Source organism: Pseudoalteromonas sp. NZS100, assembly GCF_015864815.1.
Lineage (GTDB): Bacteria > Pseudomonadota > Gammaproteobacteria > Enterobacterales > Alteromonadaceae > Pseudoalteromonas > Pseudoalteromonas distincta.
This window is the reverse complement of the sequence record NZ_JADYWM010000002.1, coordinates 310,999-337,513: the sequence shown is the minus strand read 5'-3', so window position 1 is coordinate 337,513 and position 26,515 is coordinate 310,999. Positions and strand designations below refer to the sequence as shown.

The 26,515-nt window shown below is 38.5% G+C and carries 23 protein-coding genes; 8 read left to right on the top strand and 15 right to left on the bottom strand.

Annotated features, from left to right (window positions below; all coding sequences use genetic code 11):
- Positions 1–21 precede the first annotated feature (21 nt).
- A complete protein-coding gene (locus I6E69_RS03290; RefSeq protein ID WP_039488497.1) occupies positions 22–747 on the top strand; it encodes a tetratricopeptide repeat protein in 726 nt (241 codons plus the stop codon).
- Positions 748–883: 136 nt separating this feature from the next.
- Here the strand turns inward: I6E69_RS03290 and I6E69_RS03285 are convergent, their stop codons facing one another.
- From I6E69_RS03285 to dnaK, 12 genes are all read right to left on the bottom strand, one after another.
- The gene (locus tag I6E69_RS03285) at positions 884–2,302 is read right to left on the bottom strand and encodes a coniferyl aldehyde dehydrogenase (protein WP_188085214.1); all 1,419 of its coding nucleotides are present in this window, start codon (positions 2,300–2,302) and stop codon (positions 884–886) included.
- Between the two features lie 190 nt (positions 2,303–2,492).
- On the bottom strand, positions 2,493–3,968 hold the full coding sequence (locus I6E69_RS03280; protein WP_197120634.1) for an SLC13 family permease: 1,476 nt from the start codon (positions 3,966–3,968) through the stop codon (positions 2,493–2,495).
- Between the two features lie 9 nt (positions 3,969–3,977).
- Entirely contained in the window at positions 3,978–4,934 is a 957-nt protein-coding gene (locus I6E69_RS03275; protein WP_197120633.1) for a porin, read from the bottom strand.
- A 176-nt stretch (positions 4,935–5,110) separates the two neighbouring features.
- Positions 5,111–6,475: a sigma-54 dependent transcriptional regulator gene (locus I6E69_RS03270; RefSeq protein WP_039488492.1), complete on the bottom strand. Its 1,365-nt coding sequence runs from the start codon at positions 6,473–6,475 to the stop codon at positions 5,111–5,113.
- The gene (locus I6E69_RS03265; protein ID WP_039488491.1) at positions 6,468–8,198 is read right to left on the bottom strand and encodes an ATP-binding protein; all 1,731 of its coding nucleotides are present in this window, start codon (positions 8,196–8,198) and stop codon (positions 6,468–6,470) included. Before I6E69_RS03265 ends, I6E69_RS03270 begins: the two co-directional genes overlap by 8 nt.
- 190 nt (positions 8,199–8,388) lie before the next feature.
- A complete protein-coding gene (locus I6E69_RS20590) occupies positions 8,389–8,652 on the bottom strand; it encodes a hypothetical protein (protein WP_024595558.1) in 264 nt (87 codons plus the stop codon).
- Positions 8,653–8,813: 161 nt separating this feature from the next.
- Positions 8,814–9,065, bottom strand: a complete 252-nt coding sequence (locus I6E69_RS03260; protein ID WP_024595559.1) for a hypothetical protein — start codon at positions 9,063–9,065, stop codon at positions 8,814–8,816.
- 305 nt (positions 9,066–9,370) lie between these two features.
- On the bottom strand, positions 9,371–9,739 hold the full coding sequence (locus tag I6E69_RS03255; protein WP_024595560.1) for a response regulator: 369 nt from the start codon (positions 9,737–9,739) through the stop codon (positions 9,371–9,373).
- A gap of 92 nt (positions 9,740–9,831) precedes the next feature.
- Positions 9,832–10,236: a DUF1761 domain-containing protein gene (locus I6E69_RS03250; RefSeq protein ID WP_002959069.1), complete on the bottom strand. Its 405-nt coding sequence runs from the start codon at positions 10,234–10,236 to the stop codon at positions 9,832–9,834.
- Positions 10,237–10,386: 150 nt separating this feature from the next.
- Positions 10,387–10,848, bottom strand: a complete 462-nt coding sequence (gene ybaK, locus I6E69_RS03245) for a Cys-tRNA(Pro) deacylase (protein WP_182716874.1) — start codon at positions 10,846–10,848, stop codon at positions 10,387–10,389.
- A 100-nt stretch (positions 10,849–10,948) separates the two neighbouring features.
- Positions 10,949–12,088: a molecular chaperone DnaJ gene (gene dnaJ / locus I6E69_RS03240; RefSeq protein WP_002959065.1), complete on the bottom strand. Its 1,140-nt coding sequence runs from the start codon at positions 12,086–12,088 to the stop codon at positions 10,949–10,951.
- Between the two features lie 202 nt (positions 12,089–12,290).
- Positions 12,291–14,207 (bottom strand): molecular chaperone DnaK, encoded by a 1,917-nt coding sequence (gene dnaK, locus I6E69_RS03235; protein WP_002959064.1) that lies wholly within the window; start codon positions 14,205–14,207, stop codon positions 12,291–12,293.
- Between the two features lie 241 nt (positions 14,208–14,448).
- Here dnaK and I6E69_RS03230 point away from each other — a divergent pair, with 241 nt between their 5' ends.
- Positions 14,449–15,264, top strand: a complete 816-nt coding sequence (locus I6E69_RS03230; RefSeq protein WP_197120632.1) for a thioesterase family protein — start codon at positions 14,449–14,451, stop codon at positions 15,262–15,264.
- Here the strand turns inward: I6E69_RS03230 and I6E69_RS03225 are convergent.
- On the bottom strand, positions 15,253–15,999 hold the full coding sequence (locus I6E69_RS03225; protein ID WP_197120631.1) for a transporter substrate-binding domain-containing protein: 747 nt from the start codon (positions 15,997–15,999) through the stop codon (positions 15,253–15,255). The genes I6E69_RS03230 and I6E69_RS03225 overlap by 12 nt on opposite strands.
- Before the next feature lie 164 nt (positions 16,000–16,163).
- Here I6E69_RS03225 and I6E69_RS03220 point away from each other — a divergent pair, with 164 nt between their 5' ends.
- From I6E69_RS03220 to I6E69_RS03205, 4 genes are all read left to right on the top strand, one after another.
- Positions 16,164–17,330, top strand: a complete 1,167-nt coding sequence (locus tag I6E69_RS03220) for a paraquat-inducible protein A (RefSeq protein ID WP_231619691.1) — start codon at positions 16,164–16,166, stop codon at positions 17,328–17,330.
- A complete protein-coding gene (pqiB, locus tag I6E69_RS03215) occupies positions 17,327–18,982 on the top strand; it encodes an intermembrane transport protein PqiB (RefSeq protein ID WP_002959056.1) in 1,656 nt (551 codons plus the stop codon). Before I6E69_RS03220 ends, pqiB begins: the two co-directional genes overlap by 4 nt.
- Positions 18,982–19,590: a PqiC family protein gene (locus I6E69_RS03210; protein ID WP_024595769.1), complete on the top strand. Its 609-nt coding sequence runs from the start codon at positions 18,982–18,984 to the stop codon at positions 19,588–19,590. The genes pqiB and I6E69_RS03210 overlap by 1 nt, the downstream gene beginning before the upstream one ends.
- 452 nt (positions 19,591–20,042) lie before the next feature.
- The gene (locus I6E69_RS03205; protein ID WP_024604188.1) at positions 20,043–21,425 is read left to right on the top strand and encodes a Na+/H+ antiporter NhaC family protein; all 1,383 of its coding nucleotides are present in this window, start codon (positions 20,043–20,045) and stop codon (positions 21,423–21,425) included.
- Between the two features lie 248 nt (positions 21,426–21,673).
- Here the strand turns inward: I6E69_RS03205 and I6E69_RS03200 are convergent, their stop codons facing one another.
- Positions 21,674–24,556 (bottom strand): insulinase family protein, encoded by a 2,883-nt coding sequence (locus tag I6E69_RS03200; protein ID WP_197120630.1) that lies wholly within the window; start codon positions 24,554–24,556, stop codon positions 21,674–21,676.
- Positions 24,557–24,795: 239 nt separating this feature from the next.
- Here I6E69_RS03200 and I6E69_RS03195 point away from each other — a divergent pair, with 239 nt between their 5' ends.
- Complete coding sequence (locus tag I6E69_RS03195; RefSeq protein WP_149603619.1) at positions 24,796–25,212, top strand: MAPEG family protein; 417 nt, start codon at positions 24,796–24,798, stop codon at positions 25,210–25,212.
- Between the two features lie 67 nt (positions 25,213–25,279).
- On the opposite strand, the gene I6E69_RS03190 is transcribed toward I6E69_RS03195, so the two are convergent.
- Positions 25,280–26,020 (bottom strand): peptidylprolyl isomerase, encoded by a 741-nt coding sequence (locus tag I6E69_RS03190; protein WP_197120629.1) that lies wholly within the window; start codon positions 26,018–26,020, stop codon positions 25,280–25,282.
- Positions 26,021–26,270: 250 nt separating this feature from the next.
- Between I6E69_RS03190 and I6E69_RS03185 the strand changes: the two genes are divergently transcribed.
- Positions 26,271–26,456, top strand: a complete 186-nt coding sequence (locus I6E69_RS03185; protein ID WP_024594581.1) for a hypothetical protein — start codon at positions 26,271–26,273, stop codon at positions 26,454–26,456.
- Positions 26,457–26,515: the final 59 nt, after the last annotated feature.

Sequence of the window (26,515 nt, the reverse complement as noted above, 5' to 3'; positions counted from 1 at the left end):
TTACTAATTGGAGACATTAATATGTCACAGTTTAATTTAAAAGCACTCATTCTTGCTGGCGTTTTACTTGCCAGCCCTTTCGCTCATGCAACATTAGAAGATGGCATAAGAGCAGCTAACGAAGGTGAATTTGCAGTCGCCCTAAAAGAATTCCAATACCTAGCAGATAAAGGTTTTGCGCCAGGAATTTACGAACTAGCCAAATTATACGAAGGTGGATACGGTGTAACACGCGATTACCGCAAAGCAGCTGCACTTTATCAACAAGGCGTTAAAAAGAACCATGCTGATTCGATGTTTGCTCTAGCTGTTTTATACGATGAAGGTAAAGGCGTTAAACTTGATCATCAAATGGCAGTTACCTTATTTGAAAAAGCAGCTAAGAAGAATTTACCTGCAGCTCAATTTAATTTGGGCGTAATGTACGCTAATGGCGTGGGTGTTACACGAGACTATGAAGCGGCACGTAACTGGTACGAAAAAGCAGCTGCAAACAATTACTCTTTAGCGCAATTTAATTTAGCCCTCATGTATTTTGAAGGACTAGGTATGCCAAAAGATTTAGAAAAGTCATATATTTGGAATACTATCGCTGAGTACAACGGCAATATGCAAGCGAGTCATAGCCGTAAACTTGATGAGCGTAAAATGCTGCCTAAAGAAATTGAAGAAGCTAAAGAAAAAGCCGATGCCATTTATGCAAAAATACAAGTGGGTACCTATGCTGGCGAAGGTCGCTTATTTTAAAGTCTTATTTTAAAGTCTAAGACCGTAGCTTTAAACTAATCTAAAAAAGGCTGAATTACGTTATGTAATTCAGCCTTTTTAATATATCTTGATTAGCAAGTTAAAACCTATTCAACTTTACCAAATCAGCACCCTATTATTTTATGTAAAGCCACTTTAGAAGCTTAATAATAAGTTTGCTTTGTTTTAGTAGCAAAACAATGCGAGGGTTAAACGAGCCCGATACTAACGTATTTTTAGCATGGCTAAACGTTAAAAACCCTTCTATGCCATGATAATGCCCCATTCCTGAATGCCCTACACCACCAAAAGGAGCATCATCAGCAGTTACTTGCACTAATGTGTCGTTTATTGCCACAGTGCCACTGATTGTTTGCTTCATAATGTATTCTTGAGCGTGCTTATCTTGGCCTAAAATATAAAGCGCTAATGGGTGGTGATGAGCTTTAATATAGTCAATTGCGCTGTCGAGCTTTTCATAACTCATTATTGGTAGTATTGGACCAAATAACTCATCTTGCATAAGCTGCATTTCGTCAGTTACTTGAGTTACTAAATGCAGCCCCATACGGTGCTTTTCTTCGTCTTGCTGGTTTTGCTCAAGTGGCTTAATAATGTTGGCACCCAGTTCTTGGGCTTGCTCTAAGTAGGTTGCCAAACGTTTATAATGCGCATCGCTAATGATAGAAGTTAAGTTTTTACCTTCAACACCGTCTTTAAAATGCTTTTTATACAACTCGCATAATTGCTGAATAAGCTGATGCTCAAGCTCTTTGGGTACAAATACGTAGTCGGGTGCAACGCATATTTGCCCGGCATTGGCCATTTTGCCAAACAGTAAGGCTTGTGCCGCTTTTTTAATATCGGCATTTTGCGTAATAATAACTGGCGATTTACCACCGAGTTCAAGCGTTACCGGCGTTAAGTTACGACTCGCTGACGCCATTACTAATTTACCTACGTTCGTAGAACCCGTAAATAATAAATGAGCAAATGGCAGTGATGAAAACTGTGCCGCAACATCACTCGCCCCTAGTATTATTTTACAATGAGCTTGCAGATCATCTTTAAAGATTTTTTCGATAACGGCGTTTGTATGAGGTGTGAATTCGCTTAATTTAAGCATCACTCTATTACCGGCAGCTATGGCGGTAAGCACAGGTACTAACGCTAACTGAATGGGGTAATTCCACGGTGCAATAATACCTACCACACCTTTGGGCTGATAATTAACACTTACTTTTGAAGGCCACAAGCTTAAACCCACAGAGCGATTACTTGGCTTTGCCCATTTTGGCAATTTTTTAATAATGTGCGCGAGTGTTTGCACTGTAGGTAATATATCGCCTAGTAATGTATCGAAAGCGGTTCTGTAACCAAAGTCTTTTGAAGCTGCATCTACTAGCTCTTGCTCAAGTTCAACAATACGTACACGGAGTTTTTTCAATAAAACGAGACGTTTATCAATTGGCAAGTAAGGCGTTTCGAGAAAGCTTTTTTGCAATTCATCAAACTGGGGAATTAAAGGCATTGCCTGTGATGTCTCAGTGCTCAAAATAGGTTACTCAATTTTTAAAGTTATTAACGACTATAACCTTGTTCTGTTTTTCGAGCAATAACACTAATTATCTAAAAAAGAGCTTCTTAAGCAATATATATAAGCATAAAGAGTAGCTTTGTTTAAAATTGTAAGTATAAACAAAACTACTCTGGCATAGGTTGGTTGGAACTAATTTAGTACAGCTTTAAAAACCAAATACTTGGGCTGCAATCGTCATTGTAACCAGCGTAATTAATACAATAGCCACAATGTTTAGCACAAAACCCGCTCTTATCATGTCGCGCATTTGAATTTGCCCTGAGCCAAACACAATAGCATTTGGTGGTGTCGCTACCGGCATCATAAACGCACAACTACACGCTATAGCTGCAGGAATAACCCAAACCAATGGTGAGCCTGTTATAGACTCTGCAACGGGCCCTAACAAAGGAAGAAAGCCAGCTGCAGTTGCTGTATTGCTTGTGATCTCAGTTAAAAACGTAATTAATGCCACAACAACAAGTACACTCATAACAAGTGGAATAGTGCTAGCGCCTTCAATTAGGTGAGCAATAAACTCGGCAAGACCTGACGATTTAATTTGAGATGCAAGTGTAAGCCCGCCACCAAATAATAATAAAACGCCCCACGGCACTTTAGCTGCGCTTTCCCAATCAAGGATACGCTCATCTTTGCCTTTATTCGCTGGCATTACAAACAACAGCAATGCCGCTGCAATTGCAATAGTAGTATCTGAAATATTAAGACCTGTTATGTCACCTAATAAAGGTCTAAACATCCAACACAGTGCAGCAAGCACAAATACAAACAATACGCCTTTTTCGGCGCGCTGCATTATACCTAGGTTTTTTAACTGTGTTGAAAACACCGCTTTTGTATCAATTTTTTGATCGTTTTTAACATTAGCATCTACTTTATACGCAAATTTAGTAAGCCAAACCCAGCTAATAATTAGCATACTTAAAGACAGTGGTACGCCTACAATCATCCATTGCGCAAAGCCAATTTCTATTTGGTAACTATCTGACAAGTAAGCAGCCATTAAAGCATTAGGCGGAGTACCGATTAAGGTAGCAATACCACCAATACTTGCACCATAAGCGATTGATAACAGTAAAGCCTTACCAAAACCTTCATTACTCGGGTCTGATTGCTTAACTAAATTAGTAATTGAAAGCGCAATAGGCAGCATCATTACAGCTGTTGCGGTATTAGACATCCACATCGACAAAAATGCGGTTACCAGCATCATTGCTAAAATTTGCAAGCTTGGCTTTTTACCCGCATATAACATGGTGCTTAGTGCAATACGTTTATGTAACCCCCAACGCTCCATAGCAATAGAAATTAAAAAACCACCTAAAAATAAAAATATCAATGGATGTGCGTACGGGGCAGCGACGCTTTTAATTGCTGCTATATCAGCCAGGGGTGAAATTACCAAAGGTAACAAAGCAGTTGCTGGAATTGGTACTACTTCGCTCACCCACCACGATGCCATCCAAAATGCTAAACCTGCGGTTTTAAATGCCGCTACAGACATACCCGTTGGTGGATCGAGTAAACATGTCAATAGCATTACTACAGGGCCTAGTATCAAAAAAAGCCATTGGAAATGTCTTTTCTTATCTGGTTTTTGCGTGAGTATATTATCTGTCATGGCAGGCCTCTAAAATTTGTATTTAAGACCAAGCGCAACACTGCTGTCGTCTTGTTCTTCTAAATTAAGGTCGGTGTATAAAAGGTAAGCAGTTGTTTGCTTATCAAATACATAGTCAAGGCCCGTAGTCCATTGTGTTGCCTCAGAAGTTTGACGAAGTAAAGAGTCATCTTTAGCAAACTGTAATTTAGGTACCCATTTATCAAGCGTATAGCTTGCACTTAACACATAACCGTTACCTGATTTTATACCATCTGTTGATTCAGAATGCTGATACAGTGCACCAAGCTGTAATTGTTCAAATTTATAGGCTGCTGCTATTCGGCTCGCATTAATATTATTGAGAGAATCAACATGGCTTAATGATAAGTAATATGAGGTGTTTTTTAAGCTACGATCACCATAAATAAAGGTTGCTGCAAATCCAGCTTCGTTATCTTTATTGTCGTCTTTTGGAGCATAAGTAAACGAAAATTGCGTATTATGCCAATAATTAGAAGTGTATGTTAGCGTATCACCAAGTCTATCTTGTCCTGCAATAGCTTGGGATATGTCACCTTGGGTTTCATTAAAGTTATCAACTTTGCCCTCAGAGTATTTAAAGCGAGTATCATTTCTTCCCACTACAAGCTCGCCAAATTGACCTTTTAAACCAAGATAAGTATTCCTTGCACTAAATGGCTCTTCGGTGTCATCTTGCTCAAAGCCTTTTACTTGCACTTCGTATTTAAAAACAACGTTTAAATATTCATTTAATTTGTGTTGCCCTTGAATGCCTATACGCGAAAATGGCGCTTCAATCTGCGTGCCTTCTTCTGCGTAACGCATAATACCCGTATCTGTATTAGCAATTTGCACTTCGGCTTTACCATAAACATCATATTCAGTAGCACAAGCCGTGTACGAGTAAAAAGCTAAGCTACTTATTGAGGTGAGTAAAATAGTAGAGTGTGTAAACTTTATCATTATGTGTCCTAATTATTAGAATCTACTTGTTGTCAGACCTAATAAGGCAACTTTACTGCCAATGGTAAAATACTTCTATATTTCAGATGGTTAATGGGTATTGCGTATAAAAAATAGAATAAATGTGCGGTTTCCCACACACCATAAAAACGAAGTTGTCACATAAACCACACAATTTAGTCAATAAACATATCACGGTTTAAATTGTATTTACTCATTTTATCGTAAAGGGTTTTACGAGCGATTTGCAGTGTATCCATCGTATTTTTAATACTGCCATGGTTACGCTCTAGGGCTTCTTCTATTAATGACTGCTCATAAAAAGCAACTTTTTCAGATAAGCTTAAATCGGGAGAAAGCTCACCTTTAGCCTGCGTTTTGCTAACACTAAAAGCAAGTTCTACTCCTAATAAAACCGCGCGCTCAGCTTGGTTTCTAAGCTCCCTTACATTACCAGGCCAGTCGTACGCTAAGAGTCGCTGTTGTATTTCGCTATTAAGAGGTGCTGGCGGCTTGTGATAGCGTGTTGCTGCAATAGAGCTAAAGTGCTTAAACAGTAATACTATATCTGCTTTTCGAGCTCTAAGTGGGGGTATATCTACTTTTACCAAACTTAGCCGATAATATAAATCTGCTCTAAATTCACCTTTTTCAACAAGTGAAAGTAAATCTACTTTAGTGGCAGCTACAATGCGTATATCTAATTCAATTGCTTTATTATCACCTACTGGAGTTACTTTTCGCTCCTCTAATACGCGTAATAATTTAACCTGCAACGACATTGGGGTACTTTCTATTTCATCTAAAAAAACTGTACCACCTTGTGCAAATTCAAACTTTCCCTTACGAGTGTGAGTTGCTCCGGTATAGGCACCACTTGCAGCACCAAATAACTCACTTTCTATCAACTGCTCAGGCACCGCGCCGCAATTTATAGCCACAAAATTACTTGCTGAGCGAATACTTTGATCGTGTAAGTAACGCGCTACAAGCTCTTTACCCGTGCCAGTTTCACCTTCAATCATTACATCAGCAGGGGTATCAATAACCGTATTGAGTAAATGCATCATATCTTGCATTTTAGGAGTATCACCCAGTATTCGTACACCCGGCGCTGAGGTTTTTTGTACAGCAAGTTTTAGTGCACGATTTTGAATCACTAAGCTACGCTTGTCGCATGCTCTTGCTATGCAATCAAGTAATGTTTCGTTTACTGGTTTTTCAAATAAGTCATACGCGCCTAATTGCATAGCTTTAACAGCAATAGTTACATCGGCGTACCCTGTTAAAAATATAACCGGCAGTTCACTATCAAATGCCGTGACTTGCTCAAGTAAAGTAAGCCCATCCATTGCAGGCATATTTATGTCACTCAGTACAACGCCCATAAAACGTCGATTAAGCTTTGTTAGAGCCGTACTTGCATCATTAAAGCACTCAACTGTATAGCCTTCGAGAGTAAGTAATTGTTTTAATGAATCTCTGATCATCGCTTCATCATCAACTACAATGATGTGCTTACACGGTGAGTTTTCAATCATCGGTTTTATCCTGCGTGCTTGATAGACTGATTATAAACTCAGCCCCGCCTTGCAGTCGATTGTGCGCACTTAAAGAGCCATTAAACGAGTCAATGATTTGTTTTGAAATAGATAACCCAAGGCCTAAGCCGTTACTCTCTTTAGTACTATAAAAAGGTTCGAAAATATTACCAAAAGCATGTTGCTCTATTCCAGGCCCTGTATCTAAAATTGAGAGTTTTACTCGGTTATCAAAGCACTCAACATTAAAACTTAATTTACGTATTATTGCGCCATTCATAGCTTGGCTCGCGTTAGTTATTAAGTTAACCAACACTTGCTCAAATTTAAGTGAATCAACCCACACTATTAACCCACTATCTAAATTAGGCTGCTCTACGTGTACGTTATCTTGCTTTAGTTGTGAGCTGGCAATCATCAAGGCGTTATTTAATAAACCAGCTAACGGATAAGGCCTTAATTGAGTTTGTGATGGTTTGCTAAAATGTTTTAGCTGCCCCACTATTTTGTGTACGCGACCTACAAGCCCCTCAATTACCGTTATGCTTTCGCCAAGTGCGGTGTAATTTTGCTTAGCGAGTAAACGTTTGGCGCTTGCTAGGTATGTATTCATAGCGCTAAGGGGCTGGTTTATTTCGTGATTAATACCTGCGCTTAACTGCCCAATTGTTGCAAGTTTTGCTGATTGAACTAATGCAACTTGCGTTTTCTCAAGCTCTTGTGTGCGCTCAATCACTTTTTGCTCAAGACTATGCCTAGAGTAAACGAGCTTTTTATAACCCGCAAAACGAGCAAGTAAGCTATAACCAACAATCATAACTAAAGCATAAATACTAAATGCCCAAAACAAGCGTATTAATTGAGCTGAATTTACTTTTGTAATATCAACAAGTACGTTCATATGTGCACTAAAGTAACGCAGTGGTTTTGTCGCACTCACATAGAGGTTTTTATTAATTTTAAAATGCGAAATACCCTGGCTCTTATATTGAAATTGCTTAATATATACAGGTTGATGATCTAAATAAGCACGGCGTAATTTTATATTACGTCGCTTTGTTATATCAAACTCGCTGAAGCTATTTAAACGCCATGTTTGCATATCAGACATCGCAATTACATTATCACTAAGCTCTAAATAAAAATGGCTACCTTTAGATGTATTTAAAAGCTCTCTGTCGTTTTCAAATTTGCTTACATTCACTTTTAATACAACAACACCAACCGCTTTGTTGTCGTGATAAACAGCCTGCGAAAAATAAATGCCACGCTCTTTTGAACGCATACCTAGTGCAAAGTAGGCCACTTTTTCACCTGCAAATGCACGCTTAAAGTAAGGTCTAAAGGCAAAGTTACTGCCTAAAAATGTGTAGTCGGCTTGCCAGTTACTACTTGCCGTTACTGCTCCTTGGGCATTCAGTACAAATATATCTGATGCACCACTGGCTTGTTGTATATCAGCTAAGTAGTTATTTATAGCGTTGTAATGGGCTTGGTCGCCGTTTGCAAATTCAATCATTAACTGATTATAAGTAAGTAGCTGGGGAATAGCCGAAAAACGAGCGAGTTCAGTATCAATGTAATTATTTAATTGAGTAACCTGACGCTGCGCTTGAGCTGTTGCTTTTTCAATATCGTGAGCGCGGCCTACCCAAAATGTAACAACCAAAATTAATACTAATAATATACATACTGTAATTATTTTTTTAGAAAACGTAAACATGGCCTACCCGAGAAATAGCCTAAAAATTTAAGGTCGCTAGTGTAACGACTTATATGAGGCAGGGATATAAACTTTTTGTTAACAAATGAATTTAATTATACTTGTTAATTAAATTTAGTCCTAAAAACAAAAAACACCGCAAACAGTTGTGCTTGCAGTGTTTAAGGTTTAGAACAAAATTAATACGTTATTAATTTGTAGCTAAAGCTGATCTGTTTTTTAGGTATTTGTATAAACCAATTAATGAAGCCGCTATCCAAAATATTTCTATCACAAAGCTCGCTAAATTAAAGTTATAGCAAAGGCTAATTAACAACAAAATCGCCCCTGTTAAATTCATCATATTATACGTTAGGCTAGATGGAGACGTTTTTCCTAGCTGCAGTAAGAAAAATGAACCAACTACTAAAAAAGTACCTGTCATACCTATGATGTCAAATAAGAGTGCTATCACGAAACTATCCTTTATCCATTTTTAAATAACCCAATAAACTGGCCCGATCCGTGGGGAGGGTATTTTTTCATTCATTGAAACAGCAAACCGAGCGATTCTATCAATATGGTAAATTCTAACAAGGCCATATGTCCGTATGAAGAAATTTTACTGTATCTGAATTATTTAAAAGTTACTTTGCCACCAATTATTTTATAGGCAGGCGCACCACGAATAATCGCTTCTCGGGCAAAAGGCCGACTACAGTTAGGGCAAATACAGGGCTCTTGTGTAAAGTCTTGACTAATACGCTCTTTAAAACACTTAACTAATGCTCCTTTGCCTCCTTTTCGATACTTAAATAAGGAAGCTTTACAAGCAGAGCAAAAAATATCGACCGTTTTAGTAGGGCCTTTTTTATTGGGTTTTGCCATTAAGTCCTGCTGTACTATATAAAAAATTATTCTTTATGATACCAGTTTATAGCAATTCGTTTAATTAAGTGATCTATTTAGAGGGTAGAAAAACGTGTTGATAGCTAGGCGAAAGTTCGCTATTTAACTGTTCTAAATGAGAATTTTTTAACACAGGGAGCGACACATTTAGCCTCGCAAAATGATTAGGTATTATTGCTTATTGGTATTAGGTAGATAAAGGTGACCACTGGGTTGTAAAATTTTTACGCGGTATGATTATTAAAGTGAGCTCATAATAATTTAATGATGATGAAAAATATAACCTAATCTTTGAAAAAGAAGCGGTTTAATTGAGATGATAGTACATTCATATTAAAAGGTTTGATTATAAATCCCGATACTTTAGCTGCAATAACTTGCTTAACTTTATCTGTACTATCCTCACAGGTAACCATCAACACAGGAATATCAGCAAGGGCTCTGTCTTTTCGAATGTTTGTGAGTAAATCAACGCCATCCATTTTTGGCATATGAAGATCTGTAATAACCAAATCGAAATGCTGGTCACGTAATAAAGCCAAAGCTTGTAATCCATCAGTAGCTTCAACGATATTGCAATACTCCAACTTTCTTAGCATATTAATTAAAACATGACGCATGAGCGGCATATCATCAACTACTAATATTTTCATTAATACCGCTACCAAATCATGTAAATACGATTATATAAACCTACTCTACTCTCAGGTAAGAATCAAACCGGGTATTAACGGCTACTCAACCCTTACGGCCAAATACCTAAAATAAGCCCCATTAACGAAAACTGTAAAATACAGTAACTCCCGTTAATTAAAAATAGCTTTAAAGGGCGTTGCTCAAATATATAACTTAACCCTAGTGAACTACTGATCCAAAAAAAGCCGATCACAAAGCCTGTTCCTATACACTCAACTAAGCTTGCGTCTTTACCTAAAAATAGAGACAACATTAAAGCCGCTATAAATACTAAAAAGAAGCTGCCGCCAAATATCAACTTAGGATTGGCTGATTGTAAATCAAGGTCAGTTAAGCCAATACTTTCTAGCCAAGCGTTTTTAAAGAGTGCTTTTGAGTACCATATGCCGCCAAGCATAAAAGAAGACAGTGCAGCCACCAGTATTGCAAAATAATCTACATCTAAAAGGTTCATACAAACAGCCGTATACAAAATGTGTAATACCGTTTGGTATTAAATATTAACGGTATAAAGATACTCTCAATGTAGTTACAAATAAGGTATTGAGCAAATTGCTTAACTTGAGTTAATTGCCTTTATAGAGAGTAATTTTAAAAATAAAGGCTATAAATCGCCAAATTTAGCGCTAGTTAACGCCGCTAAATTAGTTGGGGAGAGTGCGATTTCTAAACCTCGCTTTCCGGCGCTCACATAAATAGTATCAAAAAGTGAAGCACTACTATGAATAAACGTAGCTAAGCGTTTTTTTTGCCCAAGTGGACTTACTCCACCTAAAATATAACCAGTGCTAGCTTGAACTTTTTGCGGGGCAGCCATGGCTACTTTTTTGGCACCACATAATTTTGCTAACTGTTTTAAGTTAACTTGTTGCGACACTGGAGTAACAGCAACAATTAGCTGCCTTTCATGCGTTTCCAGAACGAGGGTTTTATATACTTGGGCGCTATCTAAATTTAACTTTTCAACAGCTTCAAGCCCATATTGACTATTACCTGCATCGTGATCGTAACTGAGTACTTCAAAGGGGATTTTTTGTTTTTTAAGTAATTCGATTGCTGGGGTCATACTATTTAATCGTGTTTTTTTTAACAGTAACAAAAATAAAATTTAAAGCAAAAAAAACGACGCTAAAAAGCGCCGTTTCATTATTAATAATAATTTAAATTTACTTGGTTAAATCATCAAAAAACTTTTTAACACCGTCAAAAAAGCCTTGCTCTTTAGGACGATTTTTCGAGCTGTCTGTACCCATACTTTCATCTAACTCTTGCAGTAGTTCACGTTGGCGCTCGTTAAGATTAACTGGCGTTTCGATTACTACCTTACAAATTAGATCGCCTTGGGCACCACTTCGAACAGACTTAACGCCTTTGCCACGCATACGGAACATTTTGCCCGTTTGCGTTTCAGAAGGTATTTTAAGTTTTGCACGACCATCAAGTGTTGGCACCTGAATTTCGCCACCAAGACCTGCTGTTGTAAAGCTAATTGGTACTTCACAGTATAAATTATTTGCTTCACGTACAAATATTTCATGTTCGCGAACAGATACTTGCACGTACAAGTCGCCAGATGGCGCGCCGTGCATTCCGGCTTCACCTTCACCAGTTAAGCGGATACGGTCTCCTGTATCAACGCCAGCTGGAATTTTAACTGAAAGCGTTTTAGTTTTTTCTACGCGGCCCTGACCATGACATTTGTTACAAGGGTCTGAAATAATCTGACCTTGTCCCTGACACGTTGGACACGTTTGCTGAACAGCAAAGAAACCTTGGCGCATTTGTACTTGGCCAGCACCATGACACGTAGTACATGTTTTAGGCTTAGAACCTGCTTTAGCACCACTACCATCACACGGCTCACAACCCACCCATGTTGGTACTTTAATTTCAACTTCTTTACCACGAACCGCTTCTTCTAAGCTCAAGTCCATGTTGTAACGTAAGTCAGAACCACGTTGTTGACGAGATTGACGTCGACCACCGCCGCCACCAAAAATATCGCCAAATACGTCACCAAATACATCACCAAAATCTCCATGACCGCCACCAAAGCCGCCATGACCACCGCCACCGCCTTGCTCAAATGCCGCGTGACCATGCTGGTCATACATTTGGCGTTTTTGAGGATCAGTTAAAATCTCGTAAGCTTCTTTAACTTCTTTAAATTTAGTTTCAAGCTCTTTATCGCCTGCGGTACGATCTGGATGATATTTCATCGCTAAGCGTTTATACGCTTTTTTTATGTCTCGCTCACTCGCATCTTTGCTTACGCCGAGGGCTTCGTAATAATCGCGTTTTGACATATCTATCACACTACTCTTTTCTGTTTGCAGCGTGAGCTGCTGGATAAACCGATAAATCGCATCGATTTATCATTGAATTTTTAAACCTTAAATACATGCAAAAGGCGCGACAAGCTATTGCTCGCGCGCCTCAATTGTTCATCCTAACCTAAACACTCGATTGAGTTAAGTGTTTTTGGCTAGCGAGAAGCGTTAGCAACAATTACTTGTCGTCTTTCACTTCTTCGAACTCTGCATCAACAACGTCGTCGTCTTGCTTAGCTGATTGCTGTTGCTCGCCTGCATCTGCTGAACCTTGCTGTGCTTTCGCTTGTGCAATTTCCATTAGTTTTTGAGACTTTTCAGCAAGAGCTTGAGTTTTAGCTTCAATCTCTTCTTTGTTGTCGCTCTTAATAGCAGCTTCTAAATCTACAACAGCCGCTTCAATCGCTTCTTTGTCTTCGCTTGGTAATGCATCGCCAGCTTCTTCAATTTGCTTACGAGTACCGTGTACTAGAGCATCAGCTTGGTTACGAGCAGCTACAAGTTCTTCAAACTTTTTATCGTCTTCAGCATGTGCTTCTGCATCACGAACCATTTTTTCAACTTCTTCATCGCTTAAGCCTGAAGATGCTTGAATTGTGATTTTTTGCTCTTTACCTGTATCTTTATCTTTCGCAGATACATGTAAGATACCATCGGCATCAACATCGAATGTTACTTCGATTTGCGGTGTACCACGTTGTGCTGGGCGAATACCTTCTAGGTTAAATTGACCTAGAGATTTATTGTCGCTTGAACGTTTACGCTCACCTTGTAACACGTGAATTGTTACAGCAGATTGGTTATCTTCAGCTGTTGAGAATGTTTGCGATTTCTTAGTAGGAATCGTCGTGTTTTTCTCAATTAATGCAGTCATTACTGAGCCCATTGTCTCAATACCTAGAGATAATGGAGAAACATCTAGTAATAGTACATCTTTAACGTCACCAGCAAGTACACCACCTTGAATCGCTGCGCCTACTGCAACGGCTTCATCAGGGTTTACGTCTTTACGTGGTTCTTTACCGAAGAAATCAGCAACTGTTTTTTGTACTAAAGGCATACGTGTTTGGCCACCAACAAGAATAATATCGTTGATGTCGCTTACTGATAAATCAGCATCAGCAAGTGCACGTTTAAGTGGCTCTAGAGATTTAGTTACTAAATCTTCAACTAGTGATTCAAGCTTAGCACGTGTTAGTTTCACGTTCATGTGCTTAGGACCAGATGCATCAGCAGTTACATACGGAAGGTTTACTTCTGTTGATTGTGCAGATGACAGTTCAATTTTTGCTTTTTCAGCAGCTTCTTTAACACGTTGCATTGCAAGAGGATCAGTTTTTAAGTCTAAACCTTGATCTTTCTTGAATTCAGCTACTAAGTAGTTGATTACACGGTTATCGAAATCTTCACCACCTAAGTGAGTATCACCGTTTGTAGCAAGTACTTCAAAAGTGTGCTCGCCTTCAACTTCATCAATTTCAATGATTGATAAATCGAAAGTACCGCCACCTAAGTCATATACTGCAACGATGTTTTCGCCACGGTTTTTATCCATACCGTAAGCAAGTGCCGCAGCAGTTGGCTCATTGATAATACGTTTAACTTCAAGACCCGCAATACGACCAGCATCTTTCGTTGCTTGACGTTGTGAATCGTTAAAGTATGCAGGTACTGTGATTACAGCTTCAGTTACTTCTTCACCTAAGAAGTCCTCTGCCGTTTTCTTCATTTTTTTCAGTACTTCAGCAGAAATTTGTGGTGCAGCGCGTTTTTCGCCACCCGCTTCTACCCATGCATCGCCGTTATCAGCTTTGATGATTTTAAACGGCATGATGCCGATATCGCGTTGTACTTCTTCGTCTTCAAAACGACGACCAATTAAACGCTTGATTGCAAATAATGTGTTTGTCGGGTTAGTAACCGCTTGACGCTTAGCAGATTGACCTACTAATGTTTCGCCGTCTTGCGTGTAAGCAATAATAGACGGGGTTGTGCGATCGCCTTCCGCGTTTTCAATAACACGTGCTTTGCCACCATCAAGTACTGCAACACAAGAGTTTGTAGTACCTAAATCGATTCCAATAATTTTACCCATGAAACTTCTCCAACTTCAATATTCGTTAATACGTTCGATGACATAGTAAATAGGGATGCGCCAAACTTATTTCAACTGTAAAAATGAAAAAAAATCCATTTTTTGTGATTTATTTACAAAATAACCCTAATAATTGTAAGGAATGGTGATTTTTACACCGCCAGAGACGTTTTTAATTACTGGTCTGACTAGTTTGGTTGTGTTATAAATTTATTAAATCGCACTATAAAAGGACATCTTCATGCATTTTGAACAATTACTTCTCCAAGCTGCAAAAATTGGAAGTTCAGACAATACCGAACAATTAACTAGCACAATGCAATTTCCAGAAAACTGGTGCCAAGGCAGAACTGCTTTTGGTGGGCTCTCAGCCGCACTGTTGTATCAAGCTATCAGAGGAAAAGTATCTAATGATCGTCGCCTACTCTCACTCAGTACAAATTTTGTAGGGCCATTACTAGCTGATACTCCTTTTTCGTTATCGGTAGAAATATTACGACAAGGTAAAAGCAGCACACAGGTACTCGCCAAAGCGATTCAAAATGAACAAGTGTGTGTAATTGTACAAGCGTGTTTTGCTAAAAGTAGAGAGTCGGGTGTAAATGTGCCTGTTTCAAAGTCTTTAGGGTTAATTCCGGTAGACGAGCGCCAAACTCTACCTTTTATTAAAGGCCAGATGCCTGAATTTTTTCAACATGTTGATTTATGCCCTCAACAAGGTGCCATGCCATTTAGCAGCGCAGAAACTTCTCACTTAGGGGGCTGGATGCGCTTTAAGCACACCCCAGAGCAAATAACAGAAGCGCATGTAATTGCATTAACAGATGCATGGCCACCTACGTTATTACAAATGTTTAAACAACCCGCTCCAGCTAGTAGCATGTCGTGGTATTTAGAGTTTGTACAAGAGCCAAACTTATCACCTGGCGAATGGCTTGGCTTTGAAGCAATCACTCATCATTCAAAAGATGGTTACGGTTTAGAAGATGGCTGTATATGGTCACAATCCGGTGAGCTAATAGCGCTTACACGTCAAACAGTGGCGTTATTTGATTAATGAATGGGTTTGGCCTTCATCAACAATTCTTTTATAAGTACCGTTTTGCTTGATGAGCGCCAAACCAATATCAAACTCAGTAGCTAAAGAGAAGTTATTAAAATAAGCAGGTCGCTCTGCTTTTGGAAATAAAGTGTAAATTTGCACAGCTTCGGGTGATTTATGTTGATTGTAGTAATAGTAAAAAATGCGCTTATCTAACACAATTACATCCACCCAACCTTTTAACAGCTTATCTACTTGCGCTTTTTGATTAATAACCTCTTGATATGAGCTAAAGTGTTTAACATTACTTTTAAATATAGAAGGCAGATATGCAGTTGCATTTTGAAAAGCAAGAACGTTTTTATTAAACATGCCTTCTATTTCATCAATATTATATTTATTCCGCTTGAGTGTAATGGCTACATTTTCATAACTAAGTACCGGTTTACTTGGGTAAATACCAGGACTACTTCTTCCTGCATAATTTAAAAGTATATCTACTCCTTTATTATGCAATTGATGCTCAGCGCGTTTATTCGACATATATTGCACATTAATATTGGCAAATCCATTAGCATTTAACGCGGCTTTGATTAAACCTAGGTGTATACCCGAGTCTGTTTTTGCAAAAACATAGGGCGGAATTGATGCGCTCGCGGCGATAATTACTTCTCGTTCTTTATTAATAGCCACAGCATTTTGCGAACAAATAAAGAGCCACATTAATATGCAGTATAAATAATATTTCACACGCTTCCTTTATATAACGAGCAGCTTGATAGCAGAACGCGTTGTATTAATGTATTAAATATAGCAAAATTGAAGAAATATTCTTCTTGCTTGGTATTAAATTGCAAACTGTCTGCCCCTGTTGTGATCTGATCATAGATATACCTCGCATAATCGCAAAACAAATGGCGATATGCCCACATTGTCACCATAAACTTTGCGAAGCCGATGTTAATCACGACAGTCGCATAGTTGCACTAAGCTTTAGCGCACTATTAATGCTGCTCAGCAGTATGTTTTACCCTTTTATTTCATTTAGTAGTAGCGGTATAACTCAAACTATTACACTGCCCGACGCGGCTCGAATTTTGTTTAATTATGATAGTGAGCTACTTGGCTTATTTATTGATTTGAGCATTATTGCCCTGCCCATGGGTTTGCTTCTTATTTTAATTCCTTTGCATCTTGGGCTTTTAAAAGCATTACCAGAGAGCATTGCAAGGCGACTACTAAAGTTCACTTTGGCGTTAGAGCCTTGGATTATGTCGGAAATATTTTTAATTGGCGTACTTGTTAGTATGGTAAAAATCATGTCGCTGGCTGATATTAGCTTCGGCACGAGTTTTTGGGCTTATGTGGGGTTTGTTATTTTATACATAGCTGCGCTTGTTCACTTAAATCGCCCACGCTTATGGGCTCAAATAAAGCCTGTAAAAGTACTCGAAGGCGCAGAGCATGCTAAACGTGCAATAGATGAAAATATTAAAGCCTGCCATGTGTGCCATCAACTATGTACCGGTAATATTTGCCAGCGTTGCCATACAAAAACACACGTAAGAAACCCTTATAGCGTACAAAAAGCAGCAGCTTGGCTAATTACTTCTGTTGTTTGTTATATTCCGGCTAATGTTTTACCTATTATGCACACCACTAGCCTTGGGGATGAATCCCCTTCAACTTTAATTGGTGGTGTTATTACTCTTTGGAACAGTGGCTCCTACCCTATTGCCGCTATTATATTTTTAGCCAGTGTGGTTGTACCGCTTGCTAAGGCATTTGTATTGAGCTTTTTATGCTTTATGGTTACAAGGCCTGCCAATAAACATACAAAAAGTTACACCCGAATTTATCAACTGACCGAGTTTATTGGTAAATGGTCGATGATAGATGTATTCGTGGTTGCTATTTTAGTGGCCTTAGTTCAACTGGGTAATTTAATGTCAGTAACGCCAGGATTAGGCATTGTATTTTTTACAGTTATGGTAATATGCCAAATGATGGCTGCCCATGCCTTTGACCCACGCTTATTGTGGGATTCCCCTAAAAACAAAAAATCAGAGAACAAAGCATGACCGAAACCGCTGAAATAACAAAAGAACCGAAAATTTCCGCTATCTGGATCATTCCGGCAATTGCGCTGTTAGTGGGCATGTGGATGTTATACCAATACCAAGCTAATAAAGGCCCTACTATTTTTATCGAAATGCCACAAGCCGAAGGTATTATTGCAGGTAAGACTGAAATAAAAGTGCGCAGTGTAAAAATAGGCCAAATTGATCATGTTAGGCTATCCGACACGCAAGACAGCGTAATTGCTCGCGCGCAAATAGATAAAAATTACAACGAGCTACTGACTGACGATGCTAAAATTTGGGTCGTGAAACCACGCATTGATGAAACAGGTATTAGCGGGATGAGTACGTTATTGTCTGGTGTATATTTAGAGTTTTCACCCGGTGAAAGTAAAGAACTAAAAGAGCGTTTTAAGTTACAAGATGAACCCGCCCTCATTGGTAAAGATGTGAAAGGTGGCCGTTTTAAATTAATGAGTTACAACGCTGAAGTACTTGATGTAAGCACCGGTATATTCTTCAAAAATTATAAAATAGGGCAAATAGAAACCGCCACTTTTGATTGGGAAAACCAAGCAATGAAGTACGGCGTATTTATTAAAGCCCCTTATCAAAATCTGATCACCATGAACTCTATTTTTTGGGTGAACGCAGGAATTGAAATTGACCTATCTGCCGATGGCATCAATATTAATACGGGCTCTTTGAGTAAACTATTAAAAGGCGGTATTTCGGTTGGTTTACCTGAACAACAGGCCCCGGGTGAAATAGCACAAGATGGGCATAGCTTTTCATTAAGCCAAAGCTATAAAGAGGCGTTAGAAGAGCGCTTTTATGATTTTGATTACTACCTAATTGAATTTGAACAATCAGTTCGAGGACTACGCACAGGTGCACCTGTCGAATACAGAGGTATGCGTGTAGGTACTGTTGTTGAAACCCCTGCCAATGTAATTATTGACGGTAAACCTGCCCACTTTAGAAACCATAATACGGCGGTTCCAGTGCTTATAAAAGTGGAATACGGACGCTTGTATCATGACAGTGCTTCAGCAAAAGAGTATTGGCAAGGTAGTTTAAAAGGCTGGATTGAAAGTGGTATGCGCGCCTCGTTAAAGCCTGGTAATTTATTAACGGGTGCTGTGTATGTAGATTTTGATATATACCCCGACGCGCCAGAAGCACACCTAGGTAAACTTGTGCAGTATGATGTTTTTCCGAGTATTTCTAGCGGTATAACTGTATTAGCAGACCAAGTCTCTGACGTACTTAATAAGGTAAATAACTTAAAAGTTGAAGATAGCTTGGCACAAATGCAAGCTACATTTACCGATTACCGAGCGCTTGCTAATGAAATGCGAGAGCTGCTAAGCCAAAAAGATACACAAAACTTACCTGGCGACTTTAACCGTAATTTCGAAAAGATGACAAAAAGCATGGAGCAGTTTGAAGTCACTATGCGCCAATTTGATAAAACCATGGCCAGTTACCAAGCCGGTTCTGAACTTCATCATCAAATACAGCAAACATTAAAAGAGTTTAAACGTTTAAGTGAGGGCCTACAGCCTCTAACTCGCGGATTAAACGAGCAACCTAATATGCTAATTTTTGATAAATCATTACCAGCAGATCCAAAACCAAGGAAGCAATAATGAAATCGTTATTTTTAACTGCAAGTTTATTATTACTATTGGCAGGTTGTAGTTCATCAATACAAACTGCGACACAGTATTACCAGTTTGAGCAGCCTATAGGTGCTTCGTCTCGAAACGTTGCAGATACAGATGCGCAACTAAGAATACAAACTGTTGTACTTAGAGGCGCTTTAAATAATTTGGGCATTGCGATGAAAATAGATAGCAACCAAATTCATGCTGCAAATTACAACCTATGGGGCGAATCGCCGGATGTAATGCTTACTGCAACAGCCCAGCAAACACTTTTTAATGCTATGCCAAATTGGATGGTAATAAAGGGCTTACCGGTCATTACTGAACTTGATCAACAAACGTTTTATGAGCTTGAATACGAAATTCACCACTTTAATGGCGATATGCAAGGTAACGCTGATATTTCTGGGCTTTGGCGTTTATATTACACACACCCTGAAACAGGCCGACGCCTTATAAGTATTAATAATTTTTCGCAATTGGTCCCTATTGATGATGATGGCTATGACGGCCTGGTTTCGACACTTGAAGCAACATGGCTAAATATAAACCTAAATGTTGCAAAACAAATAGAACAAGCAAGACTTTAATCGTTAAGTGACAATATAATCACGGCGGTTTTGTCATCAATTACCGTCGAATCTTACTTTTTGCTGCTTCTTCAATAATTTTTTAAGTTGATGAATGGCATCTCTTTACATCAAGGAATTAACGCTACAAAGCACTCTATTAAACCACCTCTAATAAAATTTTATCAAACATGTATTTTTTTGTTGACTGAAATTAAAAAGCGGATTATTTTTGCGCCGATGTTTTTACAGGCACAACAATAGCGGTTTGCACTCCTTGCACCGTCTGGCGCCAATTCACTTAAGCCGCTATTTAACATAACTGTTTATGTGTCCCTCCCTCGCGTACAAAAGCAGTGACTTGGAAGATGATTTAACAACAAACTTATCATCTTCTTTGTTTTTGTATAAGCAGTTTAAAAATTAATATTATTGTAATTTTTATACATGCTTTTAATTTTGTGAATACTAAAATGCTTGAACCTTCTGCGTTAAGTTTACTGCCACCGTTGGTGGTGGTTGTATTGGCTGTTGTATTACGCCGCCCTATTTTATCTTTACTTATTGGTGCTTTAGTTGGTTTAGTTATCGCCGATCCTGCACAAGTACTTACTAACTTTGCGAGTACATCGCTAAAAGTGATGACAGACGAAACCATCGGCTGGCTAATACTTGTATGTGGTGGCTTCGGCGCTTTAATCGCGCTATTAGTGCGCACAGGTGGCGCATCGGCTTTTGGCAAGTTAGCCCTTAAATACACTAAAGGTAAGCGTTCATCTTTGTTTATGACCTTTTGTTTGGGTGTAGTTATTTTTATTGATGACTACTTAAATGCGCTTACCGTGGGTGAAACCATGAAACGCATTACCGATAAATTTAAAGTGAGCCGTGAGATGCTTGCCTATGTTGTAGACTCTACTGCTGCACCAATTTGTGTACTTGTCCCTTTATCTACCTGGGCGGTTTTTTTTGGTGGCTTACTCGTAGATAACGGTATTGCTGAAGAAGGCAAAGGGATTGCAGTTTATATCCAAGCCATACCGTATATGTTTTATGCGTGGTTTGCAGTGCTTGTTGTTTTACTTGTTGTGCTGGGTATTATTCCTGCGATTGGTCCAATGAAAAAAGCAGAGCAAATGGCACAAATTGAGCAAGCTCAAGTCGACCCTGCCCAGTACAATGACGTTCAAACAGCGGATGAATATGCAGTAAAAGCCGTAGAAGAGAACTTTGAAGATGCTGATCCTAAAGGTAAATTACGTAACTTTTTGGTGCCGATTATTTTACTGGTTGCATTTACTGTTTACTTTGAAATAGACGTATACAAAGGCTTATTAGCAACAATGGCGGTCACTCTCCCGTTTTATGCTCTACAAAAATTAATGAGCGTAAGTGAAATGATTGAACGCATGCTTGATGGCTTTAAAAGTATGATCCCCGCGATTGGTACTGTTATAGCGGCGTTTATATTCAAAGACGTATGCGACTTAATTGGTTTGCCTCAGTTTGTTATTGGCAGCTTAAGCCCTTATATGACCGCTGCATATTTACCAGCCGTGGTATTTATTTCAATGGCTATTTTAGCGTTTGCAACAGGGTCGAGTTGGGGTATTTTTGCGGTATCAATTCCGATTGTTATGCCACTGGCAAATGCGGTTGATGCAAACATACCATTGGTCATTGGTGCGCTATTATCGGCTTCTTCTTTTGGTAGCCAAGCGTGTTTTTACTCAGATTCAACGGTGCTCGCAGCGCAAGGATCTGGTTGTAATTTAATGAGCCATGCCGTTACACAATTGCCTTACACGCTAATTGCTGCGGCATTAGCTGTTATAGGCTTTTTGATAATGGCTTAAATATTATACCAATCCGCAATAATACTTAATCATTTTGCGGGGCTAAACGAGTCGCTACCTGCGTTAAAAAATTTTCATTTAGAACAACTAAATAGCGAATTTTTTGCCTAGCTATCAACACGTTTTTCCATCCTCAAAATAGATCACTTAATTAAGCGAATTGGTATTATTAGTAAATATAGTGAGATAAATAATAAACCCCAATGTAGTAATACATTGGGGTTTATTTTTAGCTACATAAATAAAGCTTATTTTTGTAGTTTAATACCATTGTAATAGGCATCAAGCGTTGTGATTTTAGTTTGATTAGGTAAATCGGCAAAGTCACTTTCTATAAACTTAGTCCCGCGTAATTGCACATTTAAACGTGCAGCATTAGGGTTAAGCATTGTTTGCTTGTAGTAGTCTTTTATATCTACAAGCGTTACTTTTTCAACTTCATCAATCAGCTTTTGCTTAGAATCAAAGGTAAAGTTTTCACGGTACCAATCGTTTATAAGTGGGCTCATTTCGTCACTTAAATTTTTAGGCTGCTCTTTAAGTGATACAAGGGTAGAGTTTTTAAGCTGCTCAAAAGTCTCTTCGCTCATGTTATCGAGTTCAACTGCGTATTCTTTTTTAAACTTATCAAAACGAGCTTGTATTTCTTTTGGTCCTTTAACCGGTGTTTGAATATATAAACCAATTGCTGAGTAATCTTCAATTGGGCGAGCTAACGCACCTACTGCGTATGCAAGTTGCTCCTCAGTACGCATTTTATCAAACGCAACTGTTCTAAAGTGGCTTTGTAATACAGCTGCTTCTGCTTTTTGTTTGTAACCCGCAACAGGATGAACGGTCATATCAACCACCGCTACATCGGCTACATCAATATCTTTTTGCAATACCAGCGTTTCACCAGGTTGTGGCAACCACGCTTTGCTTCGTGCAAATTCACTGCGCTTATGATTACTTGGTAATGTTGCACTTAACTCTTGTGCTATCGCGTCAATATCTTGCTGATCGTAGTTACCGTAACTAAATACACGTAAATCGTTTTGTGCAAACGTAGCTGTTTTTAATTGTGCTAAGTCGGCAACACTCAGTGAGTCAGCGGCTTTAATAAGGGCATCTGTATCAAACCCACCAGTACGCGTTAGTTTTGAATACTCGCCAAATGCTTGTGCATACGGAAACTGCTTTTGTTGGTTTAGTAAATTACGTTTAAAACGATCTACAGCTTGGCTAAATGCTTGTGCTGTTTCATCGGCTTTTAACCCGGTTAAAGCTTGTTTAAGCAATACATCTTGCTTATCTGTAAAACCACTCATAGATAAAACAAGACCATTACTCGGTGCTAAGCTTACGCTCATACCGGCGATTGCTGCTTCGGTACTTAACTGACTTTGTTGAATATTATATAAATCAGCCCAGACAGAATAAAGGACTTCTGCTTTAATATCGTTCAAACCGGGTTGAGTATTTATATAAACTTCAACAAGCCCTTTTGGCTGCTCTGCAAATTTTTGACTTGCTTGGCGCCATACTTTTACACCATTTTTATCGTAAGCAAGTTCAGGGTGTTTTTGCTCTTTAAATGCTTGCGTTTTTATTGCAAAATTTTCAGGCAATAAATTGTTTACAGTTGGTAGTGCTAACTTAAATTCGCTTGGTTTTTTCCAGCTGGCAATTTCATCATCGCTAATATCACTAATGCGGTATTTGCCGTCGTAAAAGTGTAGTTGCGAGTCTGTCTCTTCTTGCTGCGATACATACCAAATACGAAGGGTGTCGGCATTTAACTGCTCAAGTACATTGTTTACAGCGTCAGCGTCAAACTTTGCATAATAATAAGGTGCATTAATAGCGTGATTTAACGGATAATCTTGCATGCTTTGCGTAAGCGAGCTTACATAATTAAACTCATCACCTTTTTCTAAAAACTTAAACTGGTTATTAAGGGAAGTACGAATTTCGTTGAAGTACTTGCTATCAACGCCTTCTTTTTTAATTAAATCGATGTACTGCATAATAGTCGCAACTATTTCGTCACGATTTTTCATGCCTTCATCAGTAAGTTCTACATTTACATTTAACGAACCGTAGTTGCCATATTGATTTGGTGCAGCTGAAGCTGAAAGCTGAGACACCCATCCTTTATCACGAAGAAGTTGCGCTGGGCTGCCCGGCATTTCATTACTTAGTAAATACGCTACAAATCGGTTTGGTTTAAGTGCAAATTCGCTATTATTATTAGCAATGGTGAAATCAAGTTGCAGCTGTTTTACATCTTCATTTGGTGCATAAAACACGCGTTTTCCGCCAGCGTTATCAAAATCAAGTTTTGCAGTCACTGTTGGTTTTTCGATATTTTTATTTTTTATGTCAGCAAAGTATTTTTGCGCTTTTTGCTCCATTTCAGCAATAGGTAAATTAGAAATAAGCGCAACTTTCATAATATTTGAAGAGTAGTATTTATTATAAAAATCAACCGTTTCTTTATGAAGTGAACTGTTTTCTTTATCGCCAAGCGTTTCTAGGTTACCAATTAAAAAGCGATTAGCTGGGTGATCGCCCATCATTTTACGCGCGAGTTTAAATTGTCCAAAAAAGTCCATTTCGCGGCGCATTGACCACTCTGCGTTCACTGCATTTTTTTCTTTGTCTGTGTATTCTGGGTATAGCTTTGGCGCTTTGAAAAAATCGGCAAAACGATCTAGCCCTTCATCAAACGCGTCGTTATTAATTTTAAACATGTAATTAGTAATATCGAGCCACGTGTAAGCATTGTGCGCGCCACCATTTTTGGTCATAAAATCAGAATACCCTTTTGTATCTGGGTAGCGATCTGTGCCTAAAAACAGCATGTGCTCTAAATAATGCGCCATACCTTGTTGCGACATTGGGTCGTGCAGTAAACCAACACCAACGCTTAGTGCCGCTGCAGATTTTTCAGCACCAGGATCAGACACTAAAATTACTTCAATGTCGTTTGCCAGCTTAAGTGTTTTATATTCACGGTTATCGTTAGGACTAACGACTAACGTATCTGATAGTAAAGAGGCCTGAGGCGCCACTGAAACCGAAGCCGTATTTGAACAACCACTTAAAACTGCAAGTGCGATAGCACTAAAACCAATAATCTTTTTCATTTTTGTTTTCCATTAAAAAGTATTGCGCAAAATAGCGTGCGCCAATTCAAAGCAATATAGTTAAGCTAAACTAACATTTTCAATTAATAACTTTCTACAAAATAACGCTATTTTGTGTAACACATTGTGAAAAATGTCTTCATAATCGGATATTAGTTGGGAGTCTGCCAACCTTGCGAGATTAAAAATCATTCAATATCAAAAAATACGCAAATTCTAAATAATAATAAGGAAAAACAATGGAAAAAATCATCATACTTGCCATGTTTGCACAAGTTACGCTTTCACTGGTTGTCATGCTCATTATGGGTAAAAGGCGCTTTGCCGCAGCTAAAAACAAACAACTAGATTTAAGTGATTTTAAAACAATGCAATTAGATAAGGCTGGCGACACTATTAGGGTGGCAGATAGAAACTTTTCAAATCAGTTTGAAATACCTGTGCTTTTTTACGCGGGATGTTTACTTGCACTGCAACTAAATAGCGCCAGTACACTTGTGGCAATACTGGCCTGTTTATTTGTAGCAACACGTATTGTGCATAGCGTTATTCATTTAGGTGAAAACAACGTACGCGCACGTTTTAACGTGTTTTTACTGGGTTGTGTTTGTGTGTTTTCAATTTGGCTAGCAATGGTTTGGCGAGTACTATTTTAAATAGCAAAGTTTAATAATAGTAATGTGGACGGCTGGTTTACGCCGTCCACATTACCGTTAATTTTAATTATTTAGCACGTTTTAAACGAGGTACCGCAAGTAAAAAAGCACCTAAAAGCCAAATTAACCCGCCGCCAGAACTGCTACTAGAATCTATTGATGTGTCAGAATCAATTAACGTATTTTCAGTAACAGTAAGGCCTGCTGCTGAATTAGGATCATCATCCATTACCGCCACATTTTGAATAGTCACTAAGTTAGCACTACTAATTGTTACATCAGTACTTGCACATTGCTCGGCAGTAATATCAACCACGGGTGTTTCACCACAGTGTACTAACGCTGCAATTTTATCTAACGTTGATTGGCTTGCTGCAGTAATTTGTCCAAACACAGTAAAGCCACCATTTTGCGTATCAAGTGCTGCACTATTGTCTGTAATATTAAAAAACCACTGACTTGTTGCGCTATTAGCATCACCCGATAATTTAGCCATCGCAATGGTGCCCTTAACATTAGAAAAAACGGGCTCATTTTCTACAGCAGGCTTTGTAGTAATCGCATCTAGCGAATCAGAGAATGTAAATCCACCACCTTGAATAACAAAGTTACTAACAGAGCGGTGAATTACTGTTTCGTTATATGAATCGTCTTGAACGTAACTTAAAAAATTTGCGACTGTTTTGGGGGTTTGTTGATCAAATAGGTTAATCTCTATGACACCTTGGCTCGTGTTCATTTCAACTATAGTAGCGGTGCTTGTAAAACTTGCTGCAGCAAGTGCTGAGCCAAGTAAAAGTTTTTTCATGTTTTATTCCTGTTGTTATATTTTTTAAATAATTAGTTAATGCGTTAACACATTAATGCCATCGGCGACTAAAATCGATTCTAAAGTGTGAGTTGATACAATTAAGACCGTGTTGATAACAAATTAATTACATATGCCATTATTTATATTCTTCTTTGCTATATAAATCTAACTATTTAAAATTAAATCATCTTAAAAGTGTGGTCACTTATTTGTTACCTTAAAAAAACACAAACAACAGGATCTAACAATGCCACACACTAAACAAACAATTTGCGACTTTGGTTTACACAAAGGTGAACCATACACAAAACTACCGGCGAGCTTTTTAACTTGGATGGTAGGTATAAACCATACTAAGCGGGAATATGCGGATGCAGAGTTAAAGCGTCGCGAAAGTGCCGCCACGAATCGATTAACTGTACCTTCTAAATAAAATGTCAATAAGTACGTTTTTTTAGCATAAAACTAGTTTAAACTACCCGCTTGATAAAT